We start from the raw sequence: 26698 nt of genomic DNA, 5'->3' as shown, positions 1-26698 counted from the left end.
TAGGAAATCAGAGGAAACCCGCCAAATCAATAAAGCCGATCCGTTGCTCGATAGAAATTTTCTATCGTTCGCGGTCACCTGTATTTTCTAGCCTAGCGACGGGCGCGGAAATCGTCCGCCAGCGCCATTGCCTCGTCCAACAGCGCCGAGACCAGTGGCGTGTGCGGTTCGCGCGGCGCCGCCACCAGCCCGACGGTGTGGCTGGCATCCGGCTCGACGATCGGGATAGCCCGGATCGGCTCGGAAAAGCCGAACGTTTCCGCAAGGTTAAGCGGCATGATCGACGACCATTTGCCGGTGCGGATATGCGAAAACAGCACGATCATCGAGTTAGATTCCAAAGTCGGCCGCACCTGCACGCCGGCTTCGGCCAGATGCTGGTCGATGATGCGGCGGTTCTGCATGTCCGGTGTCAGCAGGCAGAGCGGCAGCTGGCTGAGTTCCGCCCATGTCACTTTGTCGCGGTCGAAATAGGGGTTCCCGACGGCGGTGATCAGCTGGTAGCGCTCGTCGTAGAGCGGCACGCTGGTGACGCGTCCGAGCGGCTCGTTGTCGAGATAGGTGATGCCGGCGTCGATGTCGAAATTGCCGAGCAGCGACAGCACCTCGATCGATGTCCGCGACAGCACCGAGAAGGTGACGCCGGGGTGCTTTGCCCGAAACGGCGTCGTCAATCGCGCCACCATGGCCAGCGCCGTCGGGATCGCCGCGATGCGGATGCGCCCTGACAGGCCGTGGCGCGCCGCCCGCATCTCCTCGCGCATGGTCCTGCTATCGCCGACGATGCGGCGCGCCCACACCAGCACCTGCTTGCCTTCCGGAGTCAGCCCCTGGAAGCGGGAGCCGCGCAGCACCAGCATCACGCCGAGCTGGCCCTCCAGCTGCTTGATGCCGGCCGAAAGCGTCGGTTGGGTGACGCCGCACACCTCGGCCGCCCGGCCGAAATGTTCTTCCCTGGCAAGTGCTATGAAGAATTCCAGCTTGTCGATCATGCCGTCGGGAGCCTGTCACGGACGCTGTGTCCGATCGTAGCGCGCAAGGTCGGGGAAATCGCCTTCGGCTGCAAGCCGCCTGTGCAATCGCCCGCATCCACATCTTTCAGCCGGCTTACTGTTTCCCGCAATGGCATGCAGCGCTATGTGGATGGGACGGGGTCGTGGAGGGGACGGGGGTCGTGGACTGGACACGACGGGAGACCGAACATGCTGGGCTGGTTCCGCAAGCTTTTGCCGCGCGAAGATCGCTTCTTCGACCTGTTCGAGCGGCATTCCCGCACCGTGGTCGCTGGCGCCGAGGCACTGCAGCAGCTTTTGCAGGGCAACGACATCGACCGCTGGGGTCAGACGATCATCGATCTCGAGGACGAAGCCGATCAGATCACCGCGGAAGTGCTGCTGGCCGTGCGCCGCTCCTTTATCACGCCCTTCGACCGCGGCGACATCAAGGACCTGATCCAGTCGATGGATGATGCCATCGACATGATGCACAAGACCGTCAAGACGGTAAGGCTGTTCGAAAAGAAGGAATTCGACCCGCTGATGCAGGAAATGGGGGGCGTCATCGTCGAGGCCGCCAAGTTGGTGGCCGAGGCGATCCCGCTGCTCGGCGAGGTCGGGGCGCATACGGTGCGCCTCAACGCCATCGCCGAGGAGGTCATGCGCGCGGAAGGCCGGGCCGACGACCTGCACGAGCAGGGCCTGAAGGACCTGTTCAAGCGGCACGGCCGCAGCGATCCGATGGCCTATCTGATCGGCAGCGAGATCTACGGCGAGCTGGAAAAGGTGGTCGATCGCTTCGAGGAGGTCGCCAACGAAATCAGCGGCATCGTCATCGAGAACGTATAGTGGAAGCCGCAATAGCCTTTCCCGTGCTGGTCGGCCTTGTCGTCGTCGCGCTGTTCTTCGATTTCCTTAACGGCCTGCACGATGCCGCCAACTCCATCGCCACCATCGTCTCCACCCGGGTGCTGCGGCCGCATTATGCGGTGTTCTGGGCGGCCTTCTTCAATTTCATCGCCTTCATGTTCTTCGGTCTCCACGTGGCGGAGACGCTGGGAACCGGCATCATCGACGCCAGCATCGTCACACCGGCAGTGATCTTCGCAGCACTTGTCGGCGCCATCGTCTGGAATATCGTCACCTGGCTCATCGGCATCCCGTCCAGCAGCTCACACGCACTGATCGGCGGTTTGGTCGGCGCCGGCGTTGCCAAGGCAGGCACCGGCGCTATCGTCTGGGCCGGATTGGGCAAGACCACGGCAGCCATCGTACTATCGCCGGCGGCGGGATTTCTGCTGGCGCTCATCTTGATCCTTGCGGTTTCCTGGCTGTTCGTGCGGCAGACACCGTTCGCAGTCGACAGCACGTTCCGCGTCATGCAGTTCTTTTCCGCCTCGCTCTATTCGCTCGGCCATGGCGGCAACGACGCGCAGAAGACCATGGGCATCATCGCCGTGCTGCTCTATTCGCAAGGCATGCTCGGCGCGAATTTTTACGTGCCGCTGTGGGTCGTCATCACCTGTCAGTCGGCGCTGGCGCTGGGCACGTTGCTCGGCGGTTGGCGCATCGTCCACACAATGGGCTCGAAGATCACCCGGCTGAACCCGATGCAGGGTTTCTGCGCCGAGACCGGCGGAGCGATCACCCTGTTCGCCGCCACCTGGCTCGGAATTCCGGTATCGACCACGCACACGATCACCGGCGCCATCATTGGCGTCGGCGCCGCCCGCCGCGTCTCCGCCGTTCGCTGGGGCATTGCCGGCAACATCGTGGTGGCATGGATCGTCACCCTGCCGGCAACCGCGGCGATCGCGGCTCTCACCTACCTCGCGGTCGGCCTGGCATGGTGACAGCACCGCAGCACTGCGCGGCAGGCGATGCGCCGTATCTACCTATCCACGAGGTTCAGGATGTTGCCGTCCGGATCCTTGAACCATGCGACCTTCATGCCCTGACCGACATGAACGTCACCCTCCAGCGTCAGGCCCGGCATGTCGTAATGCTCGAAGGTCACGCCCTTCAATTTCAATGCCTCGACGATTTTGCCGAGTTCATCGCCGACCGTCCAGGTCACAGCCGTCGCCTTGTTGGTCCCAGCGAAGTTCGAACGGTACACGTTGATGGCGGTATCGCCGCTTTCATAGACGATCAGTTCGCCACCCTCATTGTGCACCTCTTTGAGGCCGAGCGTCCCTTCGTAGAAAGCCCTGGCCTTGGCCAGGTCCTTCACAGCGAGATTGGCCGTTGCGTTGCTGTTTGCGAGCATGATTCGTCTCCTTCCCTGACGGTCATTCCATGTCCATTGAAATAGGCTGCGTTGACGATTTGGCGACGGCTACTCCCACTGGAAATGCCGTCATATGTTCGCTGCCTCCCCGGTACGCCGCTGCAACTGTTGGTCCATCGCTTGGTTCTATTCCGGAACTGCATTATCTGGAGCGGAAAAGTAGAGGAAAAACTCATGCCCGCCGCCCATGAAAACGTGACCAAGGAAATCGTTATCGAGCGCCTGAAAACGGTCAATGGGCCGGATTTCACCGGCAATATCGTCGACCTCGGCCTGGTGTCCGAGATTTTCATTGCCGATGCCAAGGTGTTCTTCTCGATCACCGTTCCCGCTGCCCGTGCCCAGGAGATGGAGCCGCTGCGTGCGGCGGCCGAACGTGTCGTCAAGGCGATCCCCGGTGTCGCCGGCGCCGTGGTCGCGCTGACGGCGGAAAAGAAGGGCGGCGGCATGGAGGCGCCGGTTCCGCAAAGACCGGCTCAGAGGCCCGCTCCACCGGCCGCACCTGCGCGTCCCATGCCCCAGGCGCCGGCCTCACACAGCCAGGGCAAGCGCGGCGTACCCGGCATCGAGGCGATCATCGCTGTTGCTTCCGGCAAGGGCGGCGTCGGCAAGTCGACTACCGCCGTCAATATCGCCCTTGGGCTTGCCGCCAACGGGTTGCGGGTCGGCGTGCTCGATGCCGATATTTATGGCCCCTCCATGCCGCGTCTGCTCAACATTCGTGGCAGGCCGCAGACCGTCGACGGCAAGATCCTGAAACCGATGCAGAATTATGGCCTCAAGGTCATGTCGATGGGCTTCCTCGTCGATGAGGAGACGCCGATGATCTGGCGCGGGCCGATGGTGATGTCGGCATTGACGCAGATGCTGCGCGAGGTGGAATGGGGACCGCTCGATGTGCTCGTCGTCGACATGCCGCCCGGCACCGGCGACGCCCAGCTGACCATGGCCCAACAGGTGCCGCTGGCCGGCGCCGTCATCGTCTCGACGCCACAGGACCTGGCCCTGATCGATGCGCGCAAAGGCCTCAACATGTTCAGAAAGGTCGACGTGCCGCTATTGGGTATCGTCGAAAACATGAGCTATTTTCTCGCCCCCGATACGGGAAAACGCTACGACATCTTCGGCCATGGCGGCGCGCGCCGCGAGGCCGAGCGTCTCGGTGTCACCTTCCTTGGTGAAGTGCCGCTCGAGATGGGCATCCGCGAAAGCTCCGATGCCGGCACGCCGGTGGTGGTCTCCAAGCCGGATGGCGCTGAGGCGAAAATCTATCGCGACATCGCCGCCAAGGTCTGGGACCGCGTCAATGAAGAGCGCGGCGCGGCCGAGGCTGCAGTGCCGAGCATCGTATTCGAGTGAGGCGGATGTCCCTCCCCCAAGTGGGCCCCTTGAGGGGGAGGGTGGCCGGAAGGGTCAGGTAGGGTCCGCGGCGACACGCTCCAACTTTTCCGGGATAGCGGGCTGAGAAACCGCGATCCCATCTAGCGTGGGGGGCAGATGTATGTCTATCGCACCAAAGTGCGGATTCGGATGGCGCGTGCCCCTTGCCTGCTTCCGCGCGTTGTCATATCGATTTGTCATACAAATACGGAGACCACGATGGCAGGCGCCCCCACCCACAAGAAAAAATTTCGCTCGCAGGAGTGGTTCGACAATCCCGACAATCCGGGCATGACGGCACTCTATCTGGAACGCTACCTGAACTACGGGCTGACGCGGGCCGAACTGATGTCCGGGAAGCCGCTGATCGGCATCGCCCAGACCGGCTCGGACCTGTCGCCCTGCAACCGCCATCACATCGAACTGGCCAAGCGCGTGCGCGAAGGCATCGTCTCGATGGGTGGCATTCCTTTCGAGTTCCCTTGCCACCCGATCCAGGAAACCGGCAAGCGGCCGACGGCTGCACTTGACCGCAACCTTGCCTATCTCAGCCTAGTAGAGGTGCTCTACGGCTATCCGCTCGACGGCGTGGTGCTCACCATCGGCTGCGACAAGACGACGCCGGCCATGCTGATGGCCGCGGCCACCGTCAACATTCCGGCTATCGCGCTTTCGGTCGGCCCGATGCTCAACGGCTGGCACAAGGGCAAGCGCACCGGCTCCGGCACCATCGTCTGGGAATCGCGCCAGCGCCTGTCGGCCGGCGAGATTGGCTATGACGAGTTCATGGATATCGTTGCCTCCTCGGCGCCGTCGACCGGCTATTGCAACACGATGGGTACCGCCACCACGATGAATTCGCTGGCCGAGGCGCTCGGCATGCAATTGCCGGGCTCGGCCGCTATCCCCGCCCCCTATCGCGAGCGCGGCCAGATCGCCTACGAGACCGGAAAGCGCATCGTCGACATGGTGCATGAGGATCTGAAGCCCTCCGACATCATGACCCGTAAGGCCTTCGAGAACGCCATCGTCGTCAACTCGGCGATCGGCGGCTCGACCAATGCGCCGATCCACCTCAACGCCATCGCCCGCCATCTCGGCGTGCCGCTCGACAATGACGATTGGCAGAAGGTCGGCCTCAACATACCGCTCATCGTCAATCTGCAGCCGACGGGCGAATATCTCGGCGAAGACTATCACCATGCCGGCGGCGTGCCGGCCGTGGTCGCCGAACTGATGAAGGGCGGCCTGCTGCCCTATCCGGAAGCCATGACGGCTAATGGCAAGACCATCGGCGACAATTGTAGCGGCGCCGTCAACGAGAACCTCGACGTCATCCGCACGGTTGCCGAGCCGCTGAAAGCCAATGCCGGCTTCATCAACCTCAAGGGCAATCTGTTCGATTCGGCGATCATGAAGACCAGCGGCATCTCGCCCGAATTCCGCGAGCGCTATCTGTCGAACCCGAAGGACCCCGAAGCTTTCGAGGGCAACGCCATGGTCTTCGACGGCCCCGAGGACTATCACGCCCGCATCGACGACCCGGCACAGGGCATCGACGAGCACACCATCCTGTTCATGCGTGGCGCCGGCCCGATCGGCTATCCCGGCGGCGCCGAAGTCGTCAACATGCAGCCGCCTGCATATCTGATCAAAAAGGGCATCCACGCGCTAGCCTGTATCGGCGACGGTCGCCAGTCGGGCACGTCGGGCTCGCCATCGATCCTCAACGCCTCGCCGGAAGCCGCCATCGGCGGCGGCCTGGCGCTGCTGAAGACCGGCGACCGCGTCCGCATCGACCTGCGCAAGGGCACCGCCGACATCCTCGTCAGCGACGACGAGATCACGCGGCGCCGCGCCGAGCTGCAGAGCAATGGTGGTTATCACTATCCGAAGCACCAGACGCCCTGGCAGGAAATCCAGCGCGGCATGGTCGACCAGTTTTCCGAAGGCATGGTGCTGAAGCCGGCGGTGAAATACCAGGATGTGGCTCATACAAGCGGCGTGCCGAGGGACAATCACTGACCAGAGTCCGTCGCATGAGGCGGCCGTCAGGTCGCCAATTTTGCGGTCACCTCATTTCTCCCCGTTAACAGCCCGCTAACGGGGAGAAATGCCCGCCACAGAGTTGGATGCGGTCATTTGTCAAAAGCGATTGCCCTGCGACAGCAGGGACAAATGCTTGACAAGCGGGCGTGACAAATCCACGATCATCGCAAGGGGTGCATCGCGACGACCCCGTGAGGCGTCAGCCCAACGTTCGCGTCCAAGCTTCTCTTTCAAGGAGGTGGACGCCATGCCGTCAACAACCGCTATCACTGTATCGCAACTGTCCCGTCTGATTGGGCTGCCGGGTGCACCCGCAATCATCGACGTCCGCATCGATGATGACTACAACGCCGATCCGCGCCTGCTGCCGGGGTCGGATCGTCGTGATTTCAGGACTGTCTCGAACTGGGCTGCCGACTTCGCCGGCAGGCAAGTGACAGTCGTCTGCCAGCAGGGAAAAAAGCTCTCGCAAGGCGTGGCCGCATGGCTGCGGCAGGACGGCATTGCCGCCGAATCGCTCGACGGCGGGTTTGAAGCATGGCGCGATGCCAAGGGCATTCTCGTTCACGCCGACAAGATACCGCCCGCCGATGCCAAGGGCCGCACCGTTTGGGTGACGCGTACGCGCCCGAAGGTCGATCGCATCGCCTGCCCCTGGCTGATCCGGCGCTTCATCGATCCTCATGCAGTCTTTCTCTTCGTCGAGCCGGCCGAAGTGGCGGCCGTCGCCGATCGCTTTCAGGCCGTGCCTTTCGACATCGAGAACGTGTTCTGGAGCCATCGCGGCGAACGCTGTACTTTCGACACCATGATCGAGGAGTTCGGGCTTAAATCCGAAGCGCTCGATCGCCTGGCCACGATCATACGCGCTGCCGATACTGCGAGCCTCGATCTTGTTCCACAGGCGGCCGGGTTCCTGGCCGCCTCGCTTGGCCTGTCACGGATGTTTCGCGATGATCTGGAGCAGCTCGAGGCCGGCATGCTGCTTTACGATGCGTTCTTCCGCTGGTGCCGCGATGCCACCGAGGAGACGCATAACTGGCCGGCCGCCGGCGCAGTCAGTCTCGGCGCAGGCAAACCATCGTGAGCGCCGTCCTCTCGAAGAAGCCGCCGGAGATCCAGGAGCCGGTTGTGCCGAGCTTCCGGCAGGCCGTGAAGGTCTGGGCGAAAATCGGCGTGCTCAGCTTTGGCGGCCCGGCCGGGCAGATCGCGCTCATGCACAAGGAACTGGTCGAGGAACGGCGCTGGATCGGCGAACAGCGTTTCCTGCATGCGTTGAACTACTGCATGCTGCTGCCTGGCCCCGAGGCCCAGCAGCTCGCCATCTATATCGGCTGGTTGCTGCACAAAACGGTCGGCGGCCTTGTTGCCGGCATTCTCTTCGTCGTGCCGGGCGCGCTTGTCATGTTCGTCCTGAGCAGCCTCTATGCGCTCTATGGCGATGTACCACTCGTCGCGGCGCTGTTTTTCGGAGTCAAGGCGACCGTGCTCGCCATTGTCATCGAGGCGGTGATCCGGATCGGCAGACGCGCGCTGAAAAACCCGGTCATGGTGTCGATCGCACTCGCCGCCTTCATCGCCATCTACGCGTTGAACGTGCCGTTTCCGCTGATCGTGCTGCTTGCCGGCCTGGCAGGCTGGATCGGCAACCATAGTGCGCCGGTATTTTTTTCCGGCGCGTCGCACGGCAAGGGCGATGTTCCCGACATAAAGGGCGTGGTCGATCTGATGTTCGAGCGCGGCGAACTGACCCACGTCAGGCCGACGCGATGGCATGCGCCGCGCACTTTGGCGATCTGGCTGCCGATCTGGCTGGGGCCTGTTCTGCTGGTCTGGGCTGTCACCGGCCCTGCCAGCGTTTGGACGCAAATCGGTGGCTTCTTCAGTGTCATGGCGGTCGTCACCTTTGGCGGCGCCTACGCCGTGCTTGCCTATGTTGCGCAGGCAGCGGTCGAGTCCTTCGGCTGGCTGGCACCCGGTGAAATGGTCGACGGCCTTGGGCTTGCCGAAACCACGCCGGGTCCGCTCATCCTGGTCTTGCAGTTCGTCGGCTTCGTTGCCGCGTTCCGCCAGCCGGGCTTGCTTGCGCCGCTGCTTGCGGGATTGTTTGGCGGGCTGTTCACGCTGTGGGCGACGTTTACCCCATGTTTCCTATGGATATTCCTTGGCGCGCCTTACATCGAAGCGCTGCGCGGCAACAAGGCGCTGTCGGCGGCGCTTGGTGCGATCACCGCCGCCGTCGTCGGCGTCATCATGAATCTCGCTCTATGGTTTGGCTTGCACGTCATCTTCGGCGAAGTGCGCAATGTCGGGCTTGGAATGGACGTGCCGGTGCTTTCATCGATAGACTGGCGCGCGGCGCTGCTTTCCTGTGCCTCGATGATCGCCATTCTGAAGCTGAAGATCGGTATGCTGCCGACGCTTGCCGGATCGGCGCTGGCCGGTGTCTTGTTGCTGGCGGCGAGCGGGTAACGCTCAGCCGCCCATTCTGCCGCGCGGCAGCTTGATCATATCGCCGAAGCGGGCGCGCAATTTGTCGTCGACCGGCTTTGGCACGTGGCGCGGGAAGCGTTCGGCAAGCACGCGTTTCTTCTCGATAATCGCCCGCTGCAGGATATCGGGCCTGCCTTTCTCATTCCATTCCTTCGGCGAAAAGCGGTCGCCGACGGCCGGATAGAAATATTCGGTCTGCATCAGCCGCAGCGTCTGCTCGTTGCCGAGATAATGGCCCGGGCCCTTCAGGCAGACATCGGCAATGGTGTCGATCGACAGCGATTCGTCCGTCACTTCGATGCCGCGCACGCAGCGCAGGCAGTGGCCGAGCATGTCGTTGTCGATGATCAGGCTCTCAAGGCAAAAGCCGAGCAGCGAGGCGTGCATGCCGGCCGATTCATAAACGAGGTTGAGGCCGGCAAGACCGGCCATCACGTCGGTTATGCCCTTTTCGTAGCCGGACTGAATGTCAGGCAGTTTCGAATCTGTCATGCCGGCGGCCGAACCGCCCGGCAGGTCGTAAAATTGCGCCATCTGCGCGCAGGCCGCGGTCAGCACCGCCTGCTCGGCCGAACCGCCCGACATGGCGCCGGTCCGGAGATCCGAGACGAACGGCCAGGTACCGAAAATCGCTGGATGGCCTGGCTTGATGGCGTTGACGTAGATGAGGCCGACGAGCACTTCGGCGACCGCCTGCACCACGGCGCCGGCAATCGCCGCCGGTGCCGTCGCACCCGCCTGTCCTGCCGACAGCAGCAGGATCGGAATGCCGCCCTCGACGCAGGCTTCGAGCACGCCGCAGGCGTCTTCTGCAAACTTCATCGGCGGCACGACGAAGCAGTTGGAATTGGAGACGAAAGGCCGGGCGCGAAAATTCTCTTCGCCGCCGGCGATCGCATAGAGCATGTCGAGCGCCGGCTTGACGTTCTCACGCACGGTAAACGAGGTGCCGACATGCTTCGACGTGCCCATGACGCAGGCGTAGAGCGTGTTGAAATCCATATCGAGCGGGTCGGGAATGTCGCGCGGCACCATCGGCCGCTGGAAGAAATGGATGTTGTCGAGCCCTTCGACCAAGCGCGCGGCATCGTAAATGTCCTGCAGCAGCGACTCGCGATACTCACGCTTTTCGACATCGACAAGATGCACCGCAGCGCCGGCCGTGCCGTAATGCACACGCTTGCCCTGGATCACCATGTCATGCTTCGGATCCTGGCCGTGCAGGGTGAAATGCCGTGCCGCTTTCTTGATGGTGTCGAGCACGAGACCGCGGGGAAAGCGCAGGCGGCCGTCCTCACTGAGGGTCGCGCCGGCCTTGGTCAGTGCCTCGATGCAGGAGGGGATGGCGTTGGCGAAACCGACTGTCTCCAAAAGAGTAAGCACGGCCTCGTGGATACGTTCGCAATCATTGCCGCTGAGCGGGCTGTAGCTTCCGCCTTCGAGGCCGGCGCGCACCGGCTTGACGTCGTCGGCGAGCGGTGCCGCCCGCATGGCGCGGCGCGCCTCGCGCCCGCCGGACCGCCGCGAACGCTGGTCTGCGGACACGTCCTGCTTCTCATGGGCCACTGGCATGAAGGCACTCCAACTTTAGCTGCGGAGCGGGCGCGGGGTTGGTCCACCATCAGCCTGCTTCGTCCCCTATACTCCGACTATGCCGCCGGCATTGGCACAGCCTATGTGCCAGCCGGTCCCGTCGCATATGCCAAGGAGCTAAAGAACCGGAGCCGCACTACATGCACCAGGCTCCGGTCGGGAGGGTGATCAAGCCGCTGCCGGCCTGCGTCCAGCTGCCGTCGCCAGTTCGCGGATGCCGGGTTCGATGTGCTGCAACGCGATCGAGGAAATGCCCAAGCGCATGAAACGCGATGGCTTTTCGGTGCGGTCGAAGAAGCGGTCGCCAGGCTCGATGATGACGCTGCGCGAGGCTGCGGCCTCCGCCAGCCCGCGCGAATCGGTGCCGCGCGGCCCCTCGAGCCAGAGCGACGTGCCGCCGGCCGAATCGGTCGAGCGCCACTCCGGCAGGAAGGCGGAAATCGCATGGACCAGACGCTTGCGCCTCTCATCAAAGGCGCTCGACAGCCGCCGCACCAGCGCCTCGTGATGGCCGAGCGACAGGAACAATGCGACGGCGCGCTGGTTGTTCGCCGGCGGATGGCGCAGCATGAAACGGCGTAGCGCCCGAAGCTCGGAGATCAGCCCGGCCGAGGCGACGATGTAGCCGAGCCTGAGGCCGGGAGCCAGCGTCTTCGACATCGAGCCGACGTAGACGACGCGGCCGGACCGATCGAGGCTCTTCAGCGCCTGCTGCGGCGCCTCGTCCAGGAGCTGGCTGTCATAGCCGTCCTCGATGATGATCTGGTTGTAGCGGTTGGCGCGCGCCAGAAGATCCTGCCGCCGCTCCGCCGATAGCGGCACCATGGTGGGGCAATGGTGGCTGGGCGTGACGAAGACGAAGCCGGAATCATTGGGAATGGCCGAGGTTACGATGCCGGAGTGGTCGACCGGAACCGGCTGGATGTCGGCGCCGGCCAGCCGGAAGATCGAACGTGCATCGGGATAGCCCGGGTCCTCCATCGCCACCTTCGAGCCCTTGGTCATCAACAGCGTCGCCAGCATGTAAAGCGCGTTCTGCGCGCCCAGCGTCACGATGATCTCGTCCGGATTGGCGAAGATGCCGCGTCGCGGCAGCAGCCGTGCCTGGATCTGCTCGATCAGGAGCGGATCGTCGCGGTCGACCATGTCGGACGCCCAGTTGCGGATTTCGAGCACCGCCAGCGCCATGCGGTTGCACTCGCGCCATTCGGCGGTCGGGAACAGCGCCGGGTCGAACTGGCCATAGACGAAGGGGTAGGACGACTTGATCCAGTTGTCGTGCTTGGCCGGCGGTGGCATGTCGCTCGCCGCGATCTGCCGGCGGGCCTTCCAGTCGATCTCATTGGCCTGGTCGGGCGCCTTCTGGTGCGGTTTGGCCGGCGTCGCCAGCACTTCGGGATTGACAAAATGGCCGCGGCGCTCGCGCGCCACCAGGAAGCCCTGGTCGACCAGCTGCTGGAAGGCCAGCACCACGGTGCCGCGCGCTACGCCGAGTTTTTCGGCAAGAATCCGGCAGGAGGGAAGCGGCATCGAAGCCGCGATCTGCCGGTCGAGGATGGCGGCGACGATCGCCTGGCGGATCTGCGCCTGCAGGGTCTGACCGGATTCCGCCGAAATCCGGAACAGGCCGGACCATATGGCCGTGTCGTTTCGCTGTGGCATGGGAGATGTTCCTCGATGGCCAGCTTTTTTCACTTGGCTGGACCAGTCGAATGTACCGGTGGCACAAGGTGTTGCGCCAATCAATTTTTCTGATCGCTGGGATTTATGCCAGTGATCCTTTGAGCCGGCCCACGCTGCGCTGCGGCATCGCTGCGCATTGAAACAGATGGAATTCGACCCGATAGTTTGCCGCGACGACACGCGCCGGAAACATCCGGCCTGATAAGATGCATCTCAAGAGACCGGAGCGAAGCAGTGGATCAATCGTCCTTTCAAAAGCAGCTCGACGCATTGCGCGATCATCGTGCGGCCAAATCGGGCTCGATGCGCGAGGCTTTCGCTGCCGATCCGCAGCGCTTCGAGAAATTCTCCGCCAGCGACGGCGACCTGCTGCTCGACTGGTCGAAATGCGCGGTCGATGCGCGGACGATGGAGTTGCTGGAGAAGCTGGCTGAGGCCGCCGACCTCGAAGGCCGGCGCGACGCGATGTTTGCTGGCAAGAAGATCAACGTCACCGAAGGCCGCGCCGTGCTGCACACGGCGCTGCGCAACCTGACCGGCAAGGGCATCGTGCTCGACGGCCAGGACGTGAAGGCGGAAGTCCTTGCCGTACTCGACGCGATGGGTGCCTTCGCGGACGCGGTGCGTTCCGGCAAGGCGGCCGGCGCGACCGGCAAGAAGATCACCGACATCGTAAACATCGGCATCGGCGGCTCCGATCTCGGCCCGGCCATGGCGACGCTGGCGCTGGCGCCCTATCATGACGGGCCGCGCTCGCATTACGTATCCAATATCGACGGTGCCCATATTCACGACACACTGAAGGGTCTTTCCGCCGAAACCACCCTGTTCATCATCGCCTCCAAGACCTTCACCACGGTCGAGACGATGACCAATGCCGAGACCGCGCGCGGATGGGTCGAGAAGACGCTCGGCAAGGAAGCAGTCGGCAAGCATTTCGCCGCTGTCTCGACGGCGCTCGACCTGGTCGCCAAATTCGGCATCGCGCCCGACCGCGTCTTCGGCTTCTGGGACTGGGTCGGCGGCCGTTATTCCGTCTGGGGTGCGATCGGCCTGCCGGTGATGATCGCCATCGGCCCGAAGGATTTTCGCGCCTTTCTCGACGGCGCCCATGAGATGGACGAGCATTTCCGCACTGCGCCGCTGGCGAAGAACCTGCCGGCGCTGATGGGGCTAATTGGCTGGTGGCACCGCGTGATCTGCAAATACCCCGCTCGCGCCGTCATCCCCTACGATCAGCGTCTGTCCAGGCTGCCGGCCTATCTGCAGCAGCTCGACATGGAATCGAACGGCAAGAGCGTCACCCTGGACGGCGGCGCTGTAACGATGCCGACCGGCCCGCTGGTCTGGGGCGAGCCCGGCACCAATGGCCAGCATGCCTTCTTCCAGCTTCTGCATCAGGGCACCGATTTCATTCCGGTCGAATTCCTTGCCGCTGCCGTCGGCCACGAGCCGGAACTGAAGCATCACCACGACCTTCTGCTCGCCAATTGCCTGGCGCAGTCGGAAGCCTTCATGAAGGGTCGCACGCTGGAGGAAGCCCGAGCACAGATGCTGGCGAAAGGCATGAAGCCCGCCGATGTCGACAGGATTGCTCCGCATCGCGTCTTCTCCGGCGACCGCCCCTCGGTGACGATCCTCTACAGGAAACTCGACCCCCACACGTTCGGACGGCTGATTGCACTCTACGAGCACCGCGTCTTCGTCGAAGGCACGCTGTTCAACATCAACTCCTTCGACCAGTGGGGCGTCGAGCTCGGCAAGGAACTGGCGACCGGCCTGCTGCCCGTCGTTGAAGGCAAGGAGAATGCCGCAAAGCGGGATGCCTCGACTGCCGGACTGGTGGAATACATTCACCGCTTGCGCGGCCCGGAGTGAAAAGCTTGGCGGACATCAAGGGAATATTGTTCGACAAGGACGGCACGCTTGTCGATTTCAACGCGACATGGCTGGGCATCGCCGACTTCATGGCGATGGATGCGGCCGAAGGCGATCGCTGGAAAGCAGACAGGCTGCTTGCGGCGGCGGGCTTCGACTTCGCCACCAAGCGCTTCAAGCCGGATTCGATTTTTGCCTCCGGCACCAACATGGACGTCGTCGAGCTGTGGTTTCCGCGGCTGTCCGACGAGGACCAGATGCTTGCCGTCGCCCGCTTCAACGCCATCACCTCGGCGCAAGGATCGGCAATGGCGGTGGCGCTGCCGGGTGTGGTCGAGACGCTTGGGCTGCTTCACAGAAAATCCTACCGGCTTGGCGTCGCCACCAACGACTCGACCAGCGGCGCGGAAAAGACCCTGGTCACACTGGGCGTCGCGCAGCTTTTCGAAGCCGCCTATGGTTACGACGCGGTGGCCAATCCAAAACCGGCGCCGGATACGATCCTTGCCTTCTCGGATCTGACAGGACTCAGGCCAACGGCGATCGCCGTCGTCGGCGACAATCGCCACGATCTGGAAATGGCGCGCGCCGGCGGCTGCGGCCTGGCGATCGGCGTGCTGTCCGGCACCGGTACACGTGAATCGCTGTCGCAGATCGCCGATATCATTCTGGATTCGGTTGCCGATCTGCCCGATTTTCTTGCGGCCCGAGTCAGCGAGACGGTCTAGACTCGCAGCTAGCTGGTCCGAACGAGAACACGCCGCTCGGTTTCATCGCCGCATTCCTGCCTTCGCCGACATCCGGCACCTCGTATTCGGCCAGCAGGCGAAGCCGCGAGCGGGGCAGATAGGCGCGGCCAGGATCGCCGATCAGCACGGCGATGCCGGCTCCAAGGCAGCGTTCGAGGAAGGGAACGACCCGGCCGGCGAGATCGTGGGCGTAAAACAGGTCGCCGACCACCACGATGTCCACCGGTGGCGGCGGACCGCCGGTGATGTCTTCGCCAATGATCATGATAGCGACGCCGTTCGCGGTCGCATTGAGGCCGAGAGCGGCCACGCCATTGCGATCGATTTCGGCCGCGACGACCTCGCTGGCTCCGGCTTTCGCCGCCGCGATGCCGACAAGGCCCGAGCCGGCGCCGAGATCGAGCACGCGACGCCCGGCCACGGTCTCCGGCCGGTCGAATATGTAGCGGGCGAGCACCGCGCCGCCGGCCCAGACATAGGCCCAGTACGGTGGTTCCGGTTCAGGTCCGTCTTCCTCGATGCCGTGTTGGTTCCCCTCGACAAGCCGCCTGAGCCCGCTTCCGGGATGGGCAGTGTAAAGCCGGATTTCGGGAATCGCAGGCACTGCGGCGATCCGCATGTTCGCCTGGATGAACTCTGCCGGGTCTGGACGCGTACCCGTATCCACGGCGTGGGCGTCGGCGATGCAATGTCTCAAGCTGCGCCTAGCCCCGCAACGCCCGGCGCAGGATTTTGCCGACCGGCGTCTTCGGCAGCTCGGTGCGGAACTCGATGTATCTGGGGCGCTTGTAGCCGGTCAGGTTCTCCTTGCAATAAGCCACCAGCGCTTCGGCGGTCAGTGCCGGGTCCTTCTTGACGACGAACAGCTTTGGCACTTCACCCGAGTGCTCGTCCGGCACGCCGATCGCCGCCACTTCGAGCACGCCCGGATGCTGCGCCACCACCTCTTCGAGTTCGTTCGGATAGACGTTGAAGCCGGAAACCAGAATCATGTCCTTCTTACGGTCGACGATCTTGGTGTAGCCGCGCTCGTCCATGAAGCCCATGTCGCCCGACTTGAAGAAGCCGTCCTTGGTCATCACCTTGGCGGTCTCGTCCGGCCGGTTCCAGTAGCCGGCCATCACCTGCGGTCCGCGGATGCAGATTTCGCCGACTTCGCCGAGCGGCAAATTGTTGCCGTCGTCGTCGCGGATGGCGATCTCGGTCGAGGGCAGCGGCAGGCCGATCGTGCCGGTGTAGACTCCGTCGCTGAATTTGTTGGCGGTCGCCCCCGGCGAAGTTTCGGAGAGTCCGTAGGCCTCGCTGATCGGGCAGCCGGTCAGCGCCTTCCAACGCTCGGCGATGCCCTTCTGCACCGCCATGCCGCCACCCAGCGTCAGGATCAGCGGCTTGAAGTCGAGCTTGCGAAAATCCTCATTGTTGAGCAGCGCGTTGAACAGCGTATTGAGGCCCGGGAAGATGTGGATCGGGTATTTCTGCAGCTCCTTGACGAAGCCGGGAATGTCGCGCGGGTTGGGGATGAGCACGTTCTGTGCGCCCTGCTGCATTCCCATCATCGCGTTCACGGTGAGCGCAAAGATATGGTAGAGCGGCAGCGCGCAGAGGAAGTTCATATGCGCCGGTTTCGGTTTGACCGTGTAGGCGTCTTCGACCCAGAGCGCGTTCTGCGCGACGTTCGCCAAGACATTGCTGTGCAAAAGCATCGCGCCCTTGGAGATGCCGGTCGTACCGCCTGTATATTGCAGGAAGGCGATGTCGTCGGCCACGACCTCGGCGGGTTTGAAGGTCACGCCGGAGCCGGCCTTCAATGCGGCGTTGAATTTGACATGGCCGGGCAGTGACCATGCCGGCACCATCTTCTTGACGCGGCGTACAACGAAGTTGACGATCGTTCCCTTGAGCCCACCGAGCATGTCGCCCATCGTGGCGACCACGACATGCTTGACCGCGGTCCTGGCGATCACCGCCTGCAAGGTGCAGGCGAAATTTTCGAGGATGACAATGGCTTGAGCGCCGGAATCCTTGAGCTGGTGCTCCAGTTCGCGCGGCGTGTAGAGCGGATTGATGTTCACCACGACATAGCCGGCGCGGAGCACTGCCATCATCGCCACTGGATATTGCAGCACATTCGGCATCATCACCGCGACGCGCGCGCCCTTCTGCAGCCCCTTTGATTGCAGATAGGCGCCGAAGGCCGCCGATTGTCGCTCGAGGTCGGCATAGGTGATCGATTTGCCCATGCAGACGAAGGCCGGCCGATTCGCAAACTGCTTGCAGGCGGCGACGAGAAAGTCACCGATCGAGCTGGAGGGCAGGTTGCCGATCTCAGCCGGCACGATCTTTGGGTAACTCTTGAGCCACGGTTTTTCCGGCAGGCCGGCGGCCAGCGACGTGATCGCCTTCGGTAATCTCTTGGCTGGACCTGCCGCCTGTTTGGGCGCTGTCGGCACTGCCTTCGCCGCCGGCTTGGCGGCGGCGGACTTTGCGGCAGGCGCCGTCTTGCCGGCTGTCGGCTTGGCAGCCTTTCCAGCCGCGGTTTTCGCCGCCGGCCTGGCGGTAGCCTTCGGTTTGGTTGCGGCTGCTTTTGGCTTGACCACTTTCGATGTTGCCTCGGCCTTTGCTTTCGCCGCGGTCGTTGTCTTTGCCGGTTTTGCCACCTGTCGCTCCCTCAATCGTTCTTATTGTTTCGGCACGCTTGAGCGCCACCGCCGCCCCTGACGAACAAAGGTATCCACGTTTGCCGCAATGTCCTGAACCTGGGAAATCCAGCACGCCGTCCATCTATCTATGTATTGCCACTAGCGGCGGCCGTGCAAGCCTCGCCCACCTGGCAGTGCGGCAAGACTTGCCGTCAAACCTCTCCGCCGCGCCCGGTTTTCGGACAGGCATCTTTTTGGTACCGGTGGCGAACCGAACGGCTCGAATCTGCGAGTTTGCTGTGTCGTCGATCAATAAAAAATTGAGGTCGTTAACAAACCCGTGATCTGCGGATTCGGCTAGTTTTTTCCACAATTTGCCGCATGTCGGAATTTTTTTCTGCTTCCCGTGGGTTAGGCAAACGAGGAGTTCCAAAGCTAGAAAAACGGTGCTTATATGCGCGCTTCGCGAGCCTGACAGAGGGGCTTGGAAGAACATCAGGGAGTGCTCAATGAAAAAGAAACTGACTTTTGCAGCCGCGTTGCTGGCTGCAAGCGTCCTCGGCGGCATGGCCAATGCAAAACAACTGGTCTATTGCTCGGAGGCATCGCCGGCCGGCTTCGACCCGTCACCATGGAGCGGCGGCAACGACTTCGACGCCTCGTCGCGCACCATCTATTCGCGCCTGGTCGAGTTCGAGCATGGCAAGACCACCATCTCGCCCGGCCTCGCCGAGAGCTGGACGGTTTCCGACGACGGTCTCGAATACACGTTCAAGCTTCGCCCGGGTGTGAAATTCCAGACGACCGACTATTTCACGCCGACGCGCGACCTTAACGCCGACGACGTGATCTTTTCTTTCGAACGCCAGTGGAAGAAGGAAAGCCCGTGGTTTAGCTATCTGGAAGGTACCGGCTGGGAATATTTTGCCGGCATGGGCTTCCCGGAACTTCTGAAGGAAATCGTCAAGGTCGACGATCTGACCGTGAAATTCGTGCTGAACAAGCCCGAGGTTGCCTTCCTGCCGGATCTCGGCATGGATTTCGCCTCGATCGTCTCCAAGGAATATGCCGACCAGCTCGACAAGGCCGGCACTCGGCAGCAGTTCACCCAGAAACCGATCGGCACCGGTCCGTTCCAGTTCGTCGACTATCAGGTCGATGCGGTCATCCGCTACGCGGCATGGGACGGCTACTATGGCGGCCGCCAGAAGATCGACGATCTGATCTTCGCCATCACGCCCGATCCGGCCGTGCGCGCGCAGAAGCTCAAGGCCGGCGAGTGCGATATCATGTCGTACCCGGCGCCGGCCGACATCGCCGGACTGCAGGCCGACACGAACCTCAAGGTTGACGAGCAGGAAGGCCTGAATATCGGCTACATGGCTTACAACACGACGCAGCCGCCCTTCGACAAGGTCGAGGTCCGCAAGGCTCTCAACATGGCGGTGAACAAGAAGGCGATCATCGACGCGGTCTATCAGGGCGCCGGCGCGCCGGCCATCAACCCGATCCCGCCGACCATGTGGTCCTACAACAAGGACATCAAGGACGATCCCTATGATCCAGAGGCGGCCAAGAAGATGCTGGCCGACGCGGGCGTCAAGGATCTGTCGATGAAGATCTGGGCTATGCCAGTCAGCCGTCCCTACAACCCGAACGCCCAGCGCGTCGCCGAGTTGATCCAGGCCGACTATGCCGCCGTCGGCGTCAAGGCGGAGATCGTCAGCTACGAATGGACCGAGTACCGCCAGCGCGGCAAGGCTAAGGATCGCGACGGCGCCTTCCAGCTGGGCTGGACCGGTGACAATGGCGATCCGGACAACTTCTTTTTCCTGCTCGGTTGCGATGCCATCGGCCAGTCCAACTATGCAATCTGGTGCAATCAGGAGTTCGAAGGCCTGCTGAAGAAGGGCAAGGCGACGACCGACGTCGCCGAGCGCACCAAGATCTACGAGGAAGCTCAGGCCGTGTTCAAGCGTGAGGCCCCGTGGCTGACCATCGCCCACTCCAAGGTCTTCATGCCGATGAACAAGAAAGTGACGGGCTTCGTTATGGACCCGCTCGGCATTCATCGGTTTGACGGCGTCGACGTCACCGAATAAGCCCTGAGAAATTGAATGGCGGCGCTGGACTTCCCGCGCCGCCGTTCTATGAAGCAAGATGCTCCGTTATCTCCTCCACAAGCTCGCTTTGATCATCCCGACCGTGTTCGGCATATCGCTGGCGGCGTTCGCTTTCGTCCGGCTTCTGCCTGGCGATCCCATCCTGGCCCTGGCCGGCGAGCGTGGCGTCAGCCCCGAACGCTATGCCCAGCTCATCGAGCAGTTTGGCTACAACCGGCCCTATGTCATCCAGTACCTCGAATATATCGGCAGGGTCCTGACCGGCGATTTCGGCATATCCATTGCCACCAAGCGGCCAGTGCTCGGCGAATTCCAGGCGCTGTTTCCGGCCACGCTGGAACTGGCGACGGTGGCGTTGATCATCGCCATTCTGCTTGGCATCCCCGCCGGCATTTTCGCTGCGGTCAAGCGCGGCTCGTGGTTCGACCAGGCGACGATGGGTGTCGCGCTGACCGGCTATTCAATGCCGATCTTCTGGTGGGGATTGCTGCTGATCATCTTTTTCTCAGGCTATCTCGGCTGGACGCCGGTTTCCGGCCGCATCGGCCTGCAGTATTTCTTCAAGCCGACAACGGGGTTCATGCTGATCGACAGCCTGATCTCCGGCAAGAGCGGCGCTTTCAGATCCGCCGTCAGCCATTTGATCCTGCCGTCGATCGTCCTGGCGACGATCCCGCTTGCCGTCATAGCGCGCCAGACGCGCTCGGCGATGCTCGAGGTGCTGGGCGAGGACTATGTGCGCACCGCGCGCGCCAAGGGCTTGGCGCCGCGCCGCGTCATCGGGCTGCACGCTTTTCGCAACGCGCTGATCCCGGTGGTCACCACCATTGGCTTGCAGGTCGGCACGTTGATGGCGGGCGCCATTCTGACCGAAACCATTTTTTCCTGGCCAGGCATTGGCAAATGGATGATCGACGCCATCGGCAAGCGCGACTATGTCGTCGTCCAGAGCGGATTGCTGATCATCGCGCTGATCGTCATGGCGGTGAACCTGATCGTCGACGTGCTCTACGCCGTCATCAATCCGCGCATCCGGGTGCAGTGAGATGACCGACGAATCCGCCGCCGAAGCCACCGCTGCCTCCATCCCGACAGGCGGCAGGCAAAGGGCGTTTGCCGAGTTCTGGCACTACTTCTCGATGAACACCGGGGCCGTCATCGGCCTTGTCGTGTTTTCGGCGCTGGTGCTGGTGGCGATCTTTGCGCCGTTCGTCGCGCCGCATTCGCCCGACGAGCAGTTTCGCGATGCGCTGCTGGCACCTCCTGCCTGGCAGGAAGGCGGCAAATCGATGTTCCTGCTCGGCACCGATGCGGTCGGCCGCGACATGCTTTCACGGTTGATCTTCGGGGCGCGTTTCTCGCTGTTCATCGGCTTGGTGGTCGTCGTCTTCTCGCTTACCAGCGGCATCGTGCTTGGCGTGCTCGCCGGCTATTTCCGCGGCTGGGTCGACACGCTGATCATGCGCATCATGGATATCATCCTGGCCTTCCCGTCGCTGCTTCTGGCGCTGGTGCTGGTGGCGATCCTCGGCCCCGGCCTGTTCAACGCCATGCTGGCGATCGCGCTGGTGCTGCAGCCGCATTTCGCGCGTCTCACCCGCGCCGCCGTGATGGCCGAAAAGAACCGCGAATATGTGATCTCCGCCAAGGTGGCCGGCGCCGGTCATCTTCGCTTGATGGTGAGGACGATCCTGCCGAACTGCCTGGCGCCGCTGATCGTACAGGCGACGTTGTCCTTCTCCAACGCCATTCTCGAGGCTGCGGCGCTCGGCTTCCTCGGTGTCGGTGCGCAGCCGCCGACGCCGGAATGGGGCACGATGCTCGCCTCGGCGCGCGAGTTCATCCTGCGCGCGCCTTGGGTGGTGACCTTCCCCGGCCTTGCCATCCTGATCACTGTGCTTGCAATCAATCTGATCGGCGACGGCTTGCGCGATGCCTTCGATCCCAAACTGAAGAGGTCATAATCCAATGCCTCTTCTCGAGATCAAGAACCTGACCGTTTCCTTCGACACCGCCGCCGGACCATTCATGGCGGTACAAGGTATCGACCTGTCGGTCGAACCGCGCGAGGTGCTGGCGATCGTCGGCGAATCCGGTTCCGGCAAATCGGTGGCGATGCTGGCGGTGATGGGGCTTTTGCCCAACACCGCCACAGTGAGGGCCGACCGCATGGCCTTCGACGGCATCGACCTGCTCAAGCTCGGCCCATCCGAGCGGCGCAAGATCGTCGGCAAGGACATTTCGATGATCTTCCAGGAACCAGTCGCCAGCCTCAACCCGTGCTTCACCGTCGGCTTCCAGATCGAGGAGGTGCTGCGCTTCCACATGGGCATGGACCGCGCCCAGCGCCGGGCGCGCGCCATCGAGTTGATGAAGCTCGTCGGCATCGCCGACCCCGAGGAACGGCTGGGCTCCTTCCCGCACCAGATGTCGGGCGGCCAGTGCCAGCGCGTCATGATCGCCATTGCCATCGCCTGCAATCCGAAGCTTTTGATCGCCGACGAGCCAACCACGGCCCTCGACGTCACCATCCAGAAGCAGATCCTCGATCTGCTGGTCGGCCTGCAGGCCAAATATGGCATGGGCCTGATCATGATCACCCACAATATGGGAGTGGTTGCCGAGACCGCCGACCGTGTCATCGTCCAGTACAAGGGCCGCAAGATGGAAGAGGCCGACGTGCTGTCGCTGTTCGAGTCCCCCAAGAGCAACTACACGCGCGCGCTCCTGTCGGCGCTGCCGGAAAATGCCGTCGGCGACCGGTTGCCTACTGTTTCCGACATGCTGTTCGAGCCGGCCCCATCTGTAGTCGCAGCCCGATCCGCAGGAGGAACCGCCTCATGAGCGTGACGGTAGTCGAAGGCAAGAACATCGTGCGCGACTATCATGTCGGCGGCGGGCTTTTCCGCCCCTCCCGTACGGTTCATGCGGTCAAGGGTGTTTCGTTCAGCGTCGACAAGGGCAAGACGCTGGCCATCGTCGGCGAGAGCGGCTGCGGCAAGTCAACACTCGCTCGCATAATCACACTGATCGATCCGGCGACCTCCGGCGAGCTTTTCATCGACGGCAAGAAGGTAGACATAGCCAGGGACGGCCTGTCGAAGGAAATGCGCCGCAAGGTGCAGATCGTCTTCCAGAACCCCTATGGTTCGCTCAATCCACGCCAGAAGATCGGCGACGTGCTTGGCGAGCCGCTGCTCATCAACACCGACAGCACGGCCGACGAGCGGCGCGATCTTGCCATGAAGATGCTGAAGAAGGTCGGTCTCGGCCCCGAGCACTACAATCGCTACCCGCATATGTTTTCGGGCGGCCAGCGCCAGCGGATCGCCATTGCGCGCGCGCTGATGCTCAACCCCAGCCTCCTGGTGCTGGACGAGCCGGTCTCGGCACTTGATCTTTCGGTGCAGGCGCAGGTGCTGAACCTGCTCGCCGACCTGCAGGACGAATTTCAGCTGACCTATGTTTTCATTAGCCACGACCTGTCGGTGGTGCGCTACATCGCCGACGACGTGATGGTAATGTACTTCGGCGAAGCGGTCGAATACGGCTCGCGCGACGAGGTATTCGCCGACCCCAAGCACAGCTACACCAGGACGCTGTTCGCGGCGACGCCGCGTGCCGACGTTGCCAGCATCAAGGCAAGGTTGGCGAAGAAGAAGGCCGCCTGATCCGGCAAGGTTTGCCGGCCGGCTACCGCTTCTCAATCCCCGGAATGCCGGAGATCTGCTCGGCGAGAAAGTCGACCAGCAGCCGCACCCGGGCAATGCCCGCACGCTCCGGAACGATCAGCATGCTCAGCGGGACGGGAGGCGGAAAATAGCCCGGCAGGACCACTTCCAGCCGGCCGGCCGCCAGAAGATCGTCGACAAGCCAGTGGTGGGCGGGTGCGATACCGCGCCCGGCGACAAGGGCTTCGCGCGCAGCCAGCCCATGATCGACCCGAAACCGGCCAGCGAAAGGCACTGCGTGGCGTTCGCCGCCTGGCCCCTGCAGGGCGAGCATGTCGCTTCCCGCGATGTTCGACATCCGGATGCCTTCATGGCCAGGCAGATCCTGCGGGACAGCCGGTCTGCCCCGCGCCGCCAGATAGGCCGGCGCCGCCACCAGCAAACGCCGGGACTGGCCGAGCGCCCGCAGTTTCATTGAGCTGTCGGTGAGCGGGCCAAGGCGAAGCGCGATGTCGACGCCCTCCCGCACAAGATCTATGCGCTCGTCGGTGAGGCTGAGATCGATCCCGATGTCGGGATAGCTGTCTTGAAAGCCGAAGATCAGCCGGCTGACATGCAAGACCCCGAGCGCCGCCGTGCAGGATATCCGGATCGTGCCGGCCGACGCGCCGCGCGTGCCCCGTGCCTCGTCGCCGGCCTGCTCAACGAGGCGCAGGATTTGGACGCTGTCGGCATAGTAACGGCTGCCTTCATCGGTCATCGTGACGCGCCGGGTGGTCCTGCTGAGCAAGGGCACGCCGACGGCCTCCTCGAGTTCTCGCAAATGCCGTGTGACCGTCGACTGCCCAACTCCGAGCTCGCGCGCCACCGCCGAGAGGCTGCCGCGCTCGGCGACGCGAACGAAGGTGCACATGCGCTCGAGAGTGACGTCAGATCTATCCATTATTCGGCATTATCTTATACATTTCCTACATATAGTGGAGCAGCCCACGGCTGGCTACCTTTGGTGTCTATCGTCCTTCTTCGGAGTAGACCCATGAAAGTCCTGCTTATTTTTGCTCATCCTGAACCGCGTTCGCTCAACGGCGCGTTGCGTGACGTCGCCATCAGGGAACTCGAGGCCCAGGGCCACGAGGTGCGGGTGTCTGACCTCTACGCCGATGGCTGGAAAGCCGAGGTGGACCGTGCCGACTTTCCGTCGTGGCCGCCCGAAGCGCGCTTCCTGCCGGCCGGCGCCTCCAAAAAGGCCTTTGCGACCAACACTCTGACCGATGACGTCAAAGCCGAGATCGACAAGCTGCTATGGGCCGACACCCTGATCCTCCAGTTCCCGCTGTGGTGGTACGCCATGCCGGCGATCCTCAAGGGCTGGGTCGATCGGGTGTACGCCTACGGCTTCGCCTATGGCGTTGGCGAGCACAGCGACAAGCGGTGGGGTGACCGCTTTGGTGAGGGAACGCTCGCCGGCAAGCGCGCAATGCTGATCGTGACCACCGGCGGCTGGGAGGAGCATTATTCCGCCCGCGGCGTCAACGGCCCGATCGACGACCTGCTGTTCCCGATCAATCACGGGATTCTCTACTATCCGGGCTACGACGTGCTTCCGCCGTTCGTGGTCTACAGGGTGGACCGTTTCGGGGAGGCCGATTTCGAGCCTGTCGCGGAGCGACTGCGCGAGAGGATGCGGACGCTCGAGACAATCCGGCCCATTCCCTATCGGCAGCAGAATGGCGGCGATTACTTGATCCCAAGCATGCAATTGCGCCCCGGCTTGGAGAACCCGGGTGCGACGGCCTTCGCGCTCCACGAGAATCGCGCCGGCGCCGCCGGCCAGCCCGATCAGGACAGGCGGGCGATGATGGTGCGCAGCGCCTCGCCGAAGCGCCGGACTTCCTCGATCGTATTGTAATGCACCAGCGAGGCACGCACGGCGCCGCTGTCCATGCTGAGATTGAGCCGCTTCATCAGGCGCGGCGCATACATGTGGCCGTCGCGGATGCCGATCTGCATCTCGGCCATCTCCTCGACGATCCTCTGCGGCGACAGCGTGCCGATGTTGAAGCAGAAAGTCGGCACGCGCTCGCTGAGGCGTGCCTCTTCGGCCACGCCGTAGATCGTCGCGCCGCAATCTTTGAGCACCGCCAGCATTTCGCGCGCCAGCACCTGCTCGTAGTCGCGGATGGCATTCATACCGGCGACGATGTTGTCGCGGCGCGACCGGTTATTGGCTGGAGCGAAATTGCGGCCGATCGATTCGAGGTAGCGCACCGCGGCATCCATGCCGGAGACGTTCTCGTAGATGAAGGTACCGGCCTCGATCTTGTAAGGCGGCTCGTCGGGGATGAAATCCTCGCGGAAGGTCGGCAGGCGCTTCAACGTTTCGAAGCGGCCCCACAGGAAGCCCATATGCGGCGAGAAATTCTTGTAGCCGGAGCAGACCAGATAGTCGCAGTCCCAGGCCTGCACATCGATCAATCCGTGCGGCCCATAATGCACGCAGTCGAGGAACACTTCGGCGCCAGCCGCATGTGCGATCCCAGCCGCGGAGGCAACGTCGACAATCGAGCCGATCGAATGCGCCGTCACCGTGCAGGCGACGAGCCGGGTGCGCTCGGAGACCAGCGGGCGCAAATCATCGGCATGCAGATTGCCGTCATCGCGCATCCGCCACCATTTGAACTTGGCGCCGGCGGGCGCCAGCGCCAGCCACGTCGCGATATTGGCGTCGTGATCCATGTCGGTGATGACGATCTCGTCACGGTCCCCGTTTGGGCGCTCAGAAAGCATCTGGCCGATGCCGAGGCTGACCAGGCGGATGAACGAAGTGGCGTTCATGCCGAAACAGATCTCCGCCGGGTTGGCGGCGTTGATCAGCAAGGCCACGCTTTCGCGCGCGCCGGCGACGGCTTGGTCGACGGTGACGCTGCGGCCATAGCGGCCGCCGCGCTGCACATTATGCGCGACCAAATGGTTGGTGACCGCATCGAGCACGCTTTGCGGGATCTGCGCGCCGGCGGCGTTGTCCATGAAGACGAAGTCGCCCGCCTTCTGCAAGGCGGGAAACATCGCGCGGATCGTCTCGACCGGGAACGCTGCGGCATCGCCGGTTTTCGAAATCTGATGCTGGTTCAAGGTCGTCTCCTGCGAAGTGCCTA

General features: G+C 63.0%; 22 protein-coding genes. 14 read left to right on the top strand and 8 right to left on the bottom strand.

Annotated features, from left to right (window positions below):
* Window positions 1–92: 92 nt before the first annotated feature.
* Window positions 93–992 (bottom strand): LysR family transcriptional regulator, encoded by a 900-nt coding sequence (locus RQ479_RS18340; RefSeq protein ID WP_023717897.1) that lies wholly within the window; start codon window positions 990–992, stop codon window positions 93–95.
* Between the two features lie 210 nt (window positions 993–1202).
* On the opposite strand from RQ479_RS18340, the gene RQ479_RS18335 reads away from it, so the two are divergent.
* Together RQ479_RS18335 and RQ479_RS18330 are read left to right on the top strand one after the other, a co-directional pair.
* Window positions 1203–1844, top strand: coding sequence for a DUF47 family protein (locus tag RQ479_RS18335; protein ID WP_376702104.1), 642 nt, complete (start codon window positions 1203–1205; stop codon window positions 1842–1844).
* Entirely contained in the window at window positions 1844–2848 is a 1005-nt protein-coding gene (locus RQ479_RS18330) for an inorganic phosphate transporter (protein WP_352467520.1), read from the top strand. Before RQ479_RS18335 ends, RQ479_RS18330 begins: the two co-directional genes overlap by 1 nt.
* A gap of 38 nt (window positions 2849–2886) precedes the next feature.
* On the opposite strand, the gene RQ479_RS18325 is transcribed toward RQ479_RS18330, so the two are convergent.
* Entirely contained in the window at window positions 2887–3264 is a 378-nt protein-coding gene (locus tag RQ479_RS18325) for a VOC family protein (protein WP_352467519.1), read from the bottom strand.
* Between the two features lie 195 nt (window positions 3265–3459).
* Between RQ479_RS18325 and RQ479_RS18320 the strand changes: the two genes are divergently transcribed.
* The 4 genes from RQ479_RS18320 to chrA all read left to right on the top strand — a co-directional run bounded on the left by RQ479_RS18320 (window position 3460) and on the right by chrA (window position 9186).
* On the top strand, window positions 3460–4644 hold the full coding sequence (locus RQ479_RS18320; protein WP_376702103.1) for an Mrp/NBP35 family ATP-binding protein: 1185 nt from the start codon (window positions 3460–3462) through the stop codon (window positions 4642–4644).
* 240 nt (window positions 4645–4884) lie between these two features.
* The gene (locus RQ479_RS18315) at window positions 4885–6690 is read left to right on the top strand and encodes an IlvD/Edd family dehydratase (RefSeq protein ID WP_376702102.1); all 1806 of its coding nucleotides are present in this window, start codon (window positions 4885–4887) and stop codon (window positions 6688–6690) included.
* Window positions 6691–6961: 271 nt separating this feature from the next.
* Window positions 6962–7801 carry a chromate resistance protein ChrB domain-containing protein gene (locus RQ479_RS18310; protein ID WP_376702101.1) on the top strand — a complete coding sequence of 280 codons (840 nt, stop codon included), beginning with the start codon at window positions 6962–6964 and terminating at the stop codon, window positions 7799–7801.
* On the top strand, window positions 7798–9186 hold the full coding sequence (chrA, locus tag RQ479_RS18305) for a chromate efflux transporter (protein WP_376702100.1): 1389 nt from the start codon (window positions 7798–7800) through the stop codon (window positions 9184–9186). Before RQ479_RS18310 ends, chrA begins: the two co-directional genes overlap by 4 nt.
* 3 nt (window positions 9187–9189) lie before the next feature.
* Here the strand turns inward: chrA and RQ479_RS18300 are convergent, their stop codons facing one another.
* Entirely contained in the window at window positions 9190–10779 is a 1590-nt protein-coding gene (locus RQ479_RS18300; protein ID WP_353016320.1) for a trimethylamine methyltransferase family protein, read from the bottom strand.
* 189 nt (window positions 10780–10968) lie between these two features.
* Window positions 10969–12462 (bottom strand): PLP-dependent aminotransferase family protein, encoded by a 1494-nt coding sequence (locus RQ479_RS18295; protein WP_352467513.1) that lies wholly within the window; start codon window positions 12460–12462, stop codon window positions 10969–10971.
* A gap of 255 nt (window positions 12463–12717) precedes the next feature.
* On the opposite strand from RQ479_RS18295, the gene pgi reads away from it, so the two are divergent.
* Window positions 12718–14361 (top strand): glucose-6-phosphate isomerase, encoded by a 1644-nt coding sequence (gene pgi, locus RQ479_RS18290; protein ID WP_376702099.1) that lies wholly within the window; start codon window positions 12718–12720, stop codon window positions 14359–14361.
* 5 nt (window positions 14362–14366) lie between these two features.
* A complete protein-coding gene (locus tag RQ479_RS18285; protein ID WP_376702098.1) occupies window positions 14367–15089 on the top strand; it encodes an HAD family hydrolase in 723 nt (240 codons plus the stop codon).
* Here the strand turns inward: RQ479_RS18285 and RQ479_RS18280 are convergent.
* Window positions 15073–15807, bottom strand: a complete 735-nt coding sequence (locus RQ479_RS18280) for a methyltransferase (RefSeq protein ID WP_376702097.1) — start codon at window positions 15805–15807, stop codon at window positions 15073–15075. The genes RQ479_RS18285 and RQ479_RS18280 overlap by 17 nt on opposite strands.
* A gap of 7 nt (window positions 15808–15814) precedes the next feature.
* Window positions 15815–17767 carry a long-chain fatty acid--CoA ligase gene (locus tag RQ479_RS18275; RefSeq protein WP_376702096.1) on the bottom strand — a complete coding sequence of 651 codons (1953 nt, stop codon included), beginning with the start codon at window positions 17765–17767 and terminating at the stop codon, window positions 15815–15817.
* A 491-nt stretch (window positions 17768–18258) separates the two neighbouring features.
* On the opposite strand from RQ479_RS18275, the gene RQ479_RS18270 reads away from it, so the two are divergent.
* The 5 genes from RQ479_RS18270 to RQ479_RS18250 are packed head-to-tail and all read left to right on the top strand — an operon-like array spanning window position 18259 to window position 23543.
* Window positions 18259–19851 carry an ABC transporter substrate-binding protein gene (locus tag RQ479_RS18270; protein WP_376702095.1) on the top strand — a complete coding sequence of 531 codons (1593 nt, stop codon included), beginning with the start codon at window positions 18259–18261 and terminating at the stop codon, window positions 19849–19851.
* A gap of 58 nt (window positions 19852–19909) precedes the next feature.
* Entirely contained in the window at window positions 19910–20917 is a 1008-nt protein-coding gene (locus RQ479_RS18265) for an ABC transporter permease subunit (protein ID WP_376702094.1), read from the top strand.
* 1 nt (window position 20918) lies between these two features.
* Window positions 20919–21836, top strand: coding sequence for an ABC transporter permease subunit (locus RQ479_RS18260; protein WP_023676823.1), 918 nt, complete (start codon window positions 20919–20921; stop codon window positions 21834–21836).
* Window positions 21837–21840: 4 nt separating this feature from the next.
* On the top strand, window positions 21841–22716 hold the full coding sequence (locus RQ479_RS18255) for an ABC transporter ATP-binding protein (protein ID WP_023676824.1): 876 nt from the start codon (window positions 21841–21843) through the stop codon (window positions 22714–22716).
* Window positions 22713–23543: a dipeptide ABC transporter ATP-binding protein gene (locus tag RQ479_RS18250; RefSeq protein ID WP_254816240.1), complete on the top strand. Its 831-nt coding sequence runs from the start codon at window positions 22713–22715 to the stop codon at window positions 23541–23543. Before RQ479_RS18255 ends, RQ479_RS18250 begins: the two co-directional genes overlap by 4 nt.
* Before the next feature lie 22 nt (window positions 23544–23565).
* On the opposite strand, the gene RQ479_RS18245 is transcribed toward RQ479_RS18250, so the two are convergent.
* Window positions 23566–24486, bottom strand: a complete 921-nt coding sequence (locus tag RQ479_RS18245; protein ID WP_376702093.1) for a LysR family transcriptional regulator — start codon at window positions 24484–24486, stop codon at window positions 23566–23568.
* Between the two features lie 93 nt (window positions 24487–24579).
* Between RQ479_RS18245 and RQ479_RS18240 the strand changes: the two genes are divergently transcribed.
* Window positions 24580–25452, top strand: a complete 873-nt coding sequence (locus RQ479_RS18240; RefSeq protein WP_376702092.1) for an NAD(P)H-dependent oxidoreductase — start codon at window positions 24580–24582, stop codon at window positions 25450–25452.
* On the opposite strand, the gene RQ479_RS18235 is transcribed toward RQ479_RS18240, so the two are convergent.
* Entirely contained in the window at window positions 25383–26675 is a 1293-nt protein-coding gene (locus RQ479_RS18235) for a cysteine desulfurase-like protein (protein ID WP_376702091.1), read from the bottom strand. The genes RQ479_RS18240 and RQ479_RS18235 overlap by 70 nt on opposite strands.
* Between the last annotated feature and the right edge of the window lie 23 nt (window positions 26676–26698).

This window comes from Mesorhizobium sp. ISC25 (assembly GCF_042295465.1).
Classification (GTDB): domain Bacteria; phylum Pseudomonadota; class Alphaproteobacteria; order Rhizobiales; family Rhizobiaceae; genus Mesorhizobium.
This window is presented reverse-complemented; position numbering and strand designations above follow the sequence as displayed.